Origin of the sequence: Thermogemmatispora sp. (genome assembly GCF_042408735.1) — a bacterium.
GTDB lineage: Bacteria > Chloroflexota > Ktedonobacteria > Ktedonobacterales > Ktedonobacteraceae > Thermogemmatispora.
In genome coordinates this window covers 90,003-96,198 of the sequence record NZ_JBHOQV010000130.1, presented here as the reverse complement: position 1 = coordinate 96,198, position 6,196 = coordinate 90,003, and the positions used below count along the sequence as shown (strand labels likewise).

The following is a 6,196-nucleotide window of genomic DNA, read 5'->3' as shown; positions in this document are numbered from 1 at the left end:
GGAAGAACGCTTACTGACCGTTACACCGGGTGTACGCCTTTGCCGAGGTTCCTTTCCTTCTATGCCTGCTATGACTACAATGACTGCTGCTCCTTCCGGCGCGAAAAACAGGTAAACTATGATATCAAAGGGCTGGTTTTCTGCTCGATCTGCATGCCAAGCTAGAGAACCAGCCCTTTCTACGTTGCAACATGCGCTGCGATTATATCTGCTGCCTGCATCTTCTGCTCGCTCTCCTTCCGCATCTCCTCTCGCCCTCAACACCCTCTTGCGGCTCGCCAAGCTGCTGAGAAGATGGGCCGCCGCGCGCCTGGCCCTCGGGTCGCCTGAAGCAAGCGCCCTCTCCTTGCTCCGTTCCTCCCTTTCCCCCCCACGAGCGCTCTTGCTCCCCGCCCGAGAGGCCCCCTTTGTTCCCCCTGCTGGGGGTATCTTGCCTGGTCGAACGCCATATGCTGCTTGATTCCAACGTGTTCTAGAGTAAACAGTGACGGTAATCGTAGCATACAGTACAGACCGGCCCCTGTCAAGTGGCGAGCGCTGCTTTTCGGCATCCCCCATCTGGGTCACTCGCCATCCTTCAACCCAGGCCGCACCCGACTCTTTCTTTTGGCGGCAAGGAAAGGCGGCAAGGCCCTCCGGCGCGGCTGGTCCAGGCCGCACAGCCAGGTCGCCAGGAGCGAGCGAGCCGCAAGGGGAGAGGACAGGTCAGCCGCTCCTCCTTCTCACGCGAGGAGGGGAGACAACGCCAGCCGGCAGCTTGCTGGACAGAAGGAGATCTCCTGCCGCTCACCGAGAGTCCTGGCCGGAGAGGTCACTCTCATGCGGGACCTCGATCAGGGGAATGCTGGCCTCCAGACGACATCCTCCTCCGGTCGGCCGACAGATCGCCAGCTCGCCTCCCAGCTCGTGGATGCGCTCGCGCATGCCTAGAAGACCGTAGTGACCTGGAGGCGCAGCGGAGGCGGAACCATCCGGCGGGGCCGCCAGCCCGGCCTCAATGGCTGGCGGCAGCCCAAGGCCGTTGTCTACGATGGCCAGGAGCAGCCGGCCAGCCTCTGCCCGCAGGCGCAGCGCAACCTGGGTGGCCTGGGCGTGCTTTTCGATGTTCGTGAGGGCCTCCTGGATCACCTTGAGAAGGGCCTCCTGCCGCTCGCCAGCCAGATGCTCCAGCTCGGGAGCCAGCTCTAGCTCTAGCTTCCAGCCACAGCGCTCCGCCAGACGCTGGGCCAGCGAGGCGATGGCCTGCCGCAACGAGCTATGCGCCAGCACGGGCGAACGCAGATTGGCGATAGAGGTCCGCAGCTCGCTCATGGCTCCGCGCGTGATCTGCAGGGTCTCGGCGATCTCGCGCTCACAGCGCTCTGGGTCGCTCCTGACAAGACGACGGACTACCTCTAGTTTGACACTGACCAGGGTCAGGGCGTGGCCCAGGGTATCGTGCATCTCGCGCGCCAGGCGCGTGCGCTCGCGCAGGATGGCCAGCTCCTGCTCCTGGGCCGCCGAGAGCGCCAGACGCCGATGGGCCTCCTCCAGCTCGCTATGGGCCTGAGCCAGCTCCCTGAGTAGTCTGACGTTGCGCCCCTGCTCGCTAAAGAGCAGCGAGATGGTGATCGCCGAGATCAGCGAAGAGATGATGAGGAGGGAAAAGCCCAGAAGCGAACCCAGATCGCTGGTATCCAGCGGCCAGCGAAGAGTGCCGCTGACAAAGAAGAAGGTGAGCTGACACACTATCAGGGGAATTAAAAGAGTAGGAATGGAGAAAAGGGCAAAGCAGAGACCGAAGAGTATCCAGTAGCTCCAGACCAGGTTACGATCGAGAAAGGTCAGGGCCAGGCAGAGCAAATAGGCAGCCCCCCAGAGGGAAAAGGCATAGGCCAGGGTCGGCGGCCAGCCTTGCCTGCCTGGGATCCAGGAGGAGGCAGAGAAGTGGAAGAAGTGGAAGAAAAAGAGGCCAATGAGGGCCAGCGAGAGAAGGATAATGACCGGCGCACGCCATTCCTGCCAATAGGTGGGGTGAGCGCTCAGGGCAGCGTAAACGTTAATTGCCTGGGCCACAACGATAAAAATCATCCATTGCAGACCGAAGAGTCGTAAGCGTCGCCGTAAGGCCTGCTCCGCCTGAACGGCAGCCGCCATTTGCTCCTCGCTCTCGTTCACGCTGGTCATAGTGCTCTGCCACCCTCCTCTCCAGAGCTTGAAGGTGAGGACCGCTCTGCGGCTCTTCGCTGGCCGGCTCTCCAGCAAGGGGAATGAGAAAGTCGACCCATCCTGAGGGACGCCTCGGAGAACAGTCCCATCCATCGCAGAGATGGGTCGACCCGCGTTCTCTAGTTCGTATCCCAGTCCCTGTCTACAGAGACCAGTATAGTCCCCGGCGCTGGGGGACGCCAGTGTCGAAAGAACTAGGTCTCCTCTATGACTAAAGTCACGGCCTCCCCAACGGTGATGCCGAGCGTGGCGGCGGCATTGCCGTTGCGAATAGCCACCCCAACATAGCCGGCGCTGTCGCTGTAGACGAACGGCTCCCCTTCACCGGCCTCGCCGGCGAAGAAGGGCTGACGCCGCTCGATGGCCAGCCCGCGCGCGGGCACCAGCAGGCGCGCCCGCGGGGCCGAGAAAAGGTCAGGCACCAGCGTCAGGGGAATGTTCGTCACCAGATTGCCGAAGTGATCGATGTAGATCACTCTGGCCTCGATGCGCCCTCCAAGGCGCTGCGGCTGACTGAGATCGAGGCGCTGCAGCGAGCGGGGATCAAGCGCCTTCCCGAAGGCGGCCAGCGGTACCCCACGGGCAAGATGGGCCGCCGCTGGCGCGAAGATGTCGCGCCCGTGGAAGGTCGTGCTGACCTGCGGCAGACGATAGGCCGGGTTTTCCAGCACAACAGCCTGGCGCAGGGGCTGCTCGGCCAGTACATAGCTGAACAGGCCATTGTCCGGCCCGACAAAGAACCAGTCGCCAGCCTCCAGGGCAATGGCCCGACGCTGGCTCCCCACACCAGGGTCAACAACGCAGAGAAAGACGCTCCCCGCCGGGAAATAGCGATAGGCGGTTGATAGCAACCAGGCCCCAGCGGCAACGTTCTGAGGTGCGATATCGTGGCTGATGTCAATCAGCTGGGCCTGCGGGACAATGCCGGCAATGACCCCCTTCATGATGCCCACAAAGCCGTCGCGGAGGCCAAAATCGGTCATGAGGGCGACAATCGGCACTCGAACAGCGGCTTGCTGACCAGGGCTGGCCGCCCGAGATTGCTCTTCTTGTTTGTGGTGAACCATGCAGGCTTCTCTCTTGTCTTGCCCGGCCCTGCCTTGGTGAAGGACCGGGGTTTTCTCCTTTCTGTGTAGTCATTTTCGGCTGGGCTGTCAATAGGAGAGGGCTGCCGAATCGCTCAATGGTACTGGCAACTACCCTACCTTAGCCATTGTATGCTATACTAGCCACGATATAGAGCAGTCCTGACAAGAATACAGGTAGAATAGAAGAATAGTCCAGGCGATTTCAGCTTTTCTTGAGCCTGTTCTCTTTGCGCTACGAGCGGGTGGTCTGGGTATTCCCGGCCAGAAACGCATCCTTGCAGTGAAACGTTCCCTATCGATTCATTTGTACCCGATCATTACAGACAGTCAAAACTCGATGGAAAAGGAGGCGGCGCTTCTTCCCCACGTCTGCAGTCAGGGGGATGCGCTCTGCAAGAGCCGATGAATGTCAGTACCGGTGGCTCGCATATTCTTATTTTTGAACGCGATCAGCAACTTGCCGCCTTGCTCGGTAGCGAGCTGCAGCTAGCTGGCTATGAGTGCCATGTAGCTCGCACGGCAGTGGAAGTCTTTGACGCGATTGCACGCCATCAGGTGCGGCTTGTCTTGGTCAACCTGGCCCAGGCGGCGGCAGGGCGCCGTGAGTTCTGGGTGGCATTAGACGCTCAGCGTCGTGGGCGCGGCGTGCTGGTGCTGACCTATCGCTGCACCAACCTGGCCGGCTATGGCCCGTATGACCCCGAGGAGCATCGGCAGACGGTTGACGTCGAGGTCGACGGCATGCTCGGCATCATGCGTCTGGTCGAGGCCGTGCGGGCCCAGGTACCTTTGCCAGCGACGGCCTCGCATCCCCAAGTGCGCCTGGCCGATCTGCCAACGCAGGCGTCGCCCGCCCCTACCCTGACGAGTCTGCAGCAGACGGTGCCGCATCCGGCAGTTTTTTCGCCGGGACAGAGCCAGATCAGCGAGTTTCAGCGGCAGTTCTCTCCCGCTCCAGCGGCCTACGCGGCCAGCGCCCAACCTGCTCCCGCCGCCCCTCCACCGCCGACATTCACCGACAAGATTCGGGCCGTGATCTATCCGGGCAGTCGCAGCTTTTCGCCAGCGCCGGCGTCCGCTCCAGCGCAGGAAGTTCCCTGGGGAGGCGCCCCCGGGGCTGGCAGCTTTCCGGTCCCCGATGGGCTGATGTCCTCGGGCGCATCTTCGGCTCGGATGCCCGCCGTTTCGCCAACGGCCAGCATCGGCGCTCGTCAGGTGCCTCAGAACCAGGGAGGGCAGTTCTCTCCCGCTCCTCATGGCTCGCCTCCGCCCTCGTCCGCCCAGGTCTATTACGCCCCCGCAGCTCAGTCCGCGCCGCTGGAGTTCTACGCCCAGCAGCGCTCTCAAGCGTTGGAGCCGCCTGGCCAGGAGTCAGCAGAGACCTTCTATCATGCCTCGCGCTCGCTGGCCTCGGGACCTTTGCCTCAGCCTCAGGGTGGGTTTCCGGCCCAGGAGCTGCAGATGCCCCAGGCACCACAGCCTTCCTCGCTGGCCCAGTCCAGCCCATCCCCCTTTGGGCCTGGCGCTACCGCCCAGGTCCCTCAGCCACAGCCGGCTCCCGCCTACCAGCCGCCGATCTTTCAGGAGAGTCCCTATCAGCCCAACCAGGCTTATACGCAGTACGCGCCGCCCGAGGAGAAAGGGGAGTCGAGCCTGGCTCAGTTGACACGCTTGCTGCGCGAGCGCTCCGCGACCTCCGCGCACGAGGAGCGGGCGCCGGAGCCGGGAACGGCCCAGTCGCTGGCAGGCGGAGCGCCGGGCGGCTCAGCGGCTCCGGCCTCACCCGCAGGCTCGCCTCTGAGTACAGCCTCGCTGCGCGCGGCGCCGATTCAGGGTCTGCAATCTGATCAGGAGCCAGATTATCGCCCCTCGCGCTCGGATGCCTACGCCGCGGTCCGCAGCCAGCTCCAGGCCCTGGCCAACGCCAGCCCGGCTATTGGAGAGCTGTCGTCGCTGCGCATGGCAAGCATGGCCTCGCCGTCGGCAGCCGCGGCGCCAGCCTCTGCCCAAAGTCCAGCGCCAGCGCCAGCCAACACAGCCCAGGCCCGGGCCTATACCGCTGAGCAGCCGGCAGTTGATCGACGTCCGGCCTACGGCAGCCTCAGCGAAGGACCTGTCGAGCGCCAGCCTTCCGGCCAGCCAGGTCCTAATGGGCAGGGGCAGGTCGAGCGGGTCGAGCGAGAGGCGTCCCCTCCCGCTGGCCAGCCTGTGGCCAGCAGCGACCTGGCTAGCGCGGCGGATGAGGAGACGAAGAAGGAGATGACGCATGCCGAGGCGGCTCCAGTCGAGCCGGTTCGCCGTCCCTCGTTTGAGCGCGAGTCGATCACGTCCGATACGACCTTGCTGGATATCGTGCAGAGCCTGCCACCGATGGAGCCACCCCAGCAGCGGCAGCAGCAGCAGCAGTCGCCTCCGGTTCTCAACGGGCGGGCCACGCGCTCGCTCGGCAGCGTCCTGCTGGAGGGCCATCTGGTGCCACCTGAGCGCCTGGAGGTGGCCCAGAACGTTCAACGCATGCTGCGCGGGGTCGATCTCAATTACCAGTTGGGGGAGATTTTGCTCATGTTCAAGTTGCTGACCCCCGATCAGCTGCTGGCGGCCAGCCTCGTGAGCTATGGCCTGCTCAATACGGCCCAGATTCGTTCGCTGGGGCGCATCCGCCAGGAACTGCATTCGATGGGTCTGGAGTACGATCTGGAGAATCTGCTCATCCTTTTCCGCATCCTGACTCCAGAGCAACTGCGCGAGGTGCGCGCAAGCTGGTCTTCGTGAGTCCTCCGGCCCCAGCCCTGGCCGCTCTGGGAGGTGAGGGAGATCGGCGAGTCTCCGAGGGAAAAAGCCAGTCAGTCAGCCCGCCAGGCAAAAAGAGAAAGAGGTCTGGCCCGCTCCGGCGGGCCTTC

Annotated in this window: 3 protein-coding genes; 1 reads left to right on the top strand and 2 read right to left on the bottom strand. The window is 63.5% G+C overall.

The window, feature by feature from the left end; all coding sequences use genetic code 11:
* Positions 1–786 precede the first annotated feature (786 nt).
* Together ACFMO7_RS13310 and ACFMO7_RS13305 are read right to left on the bottom strand one after the other, a co-directional pair.
* Entirely contained in the window at positions 787–2,166 is a 1,380-nt protein-coding gene (locus ACFMO7_RS13310; RefSeq protein ID WP_376795971.1) for a sensor histidine kinase, read from the bottom strand.
* 236 nt (positions 2,167–2,402) lie between these two features.
* Positions 2,403–3,275 (bottom strand): S-adenosyl-l-methionine hydroxide adenosyltransferase family protein, encoded by an 873-nt coding sequence (locus ACFMO7_RS13305; RefSeq protein WP_376795970.1) that lies wholly within the window; start codon positions 3,273–3,275, stop codon positions 2,403–2,405.
* 423 nt (positions 3,276–3,698) lie between these two features.
* On the opposite strand from ACFMO7_RS13305, the gene ACFMO7_RS13300 reads away from it, so the two are divergent.
* The gene (locus tag ACFMO7_RS13300) at positions 3,699–6,068 is read left to right on the top strand and encodes a hypothetical protein (protein WP_376795969.1); all 2,370 of its coding nucleotides are present in this window, start codon (positions 3,699–3,701) and stop codon (positions 6,066–6,068) included.
* Positions 6,069–6,196: the final 128 nt, after the last annotated feature.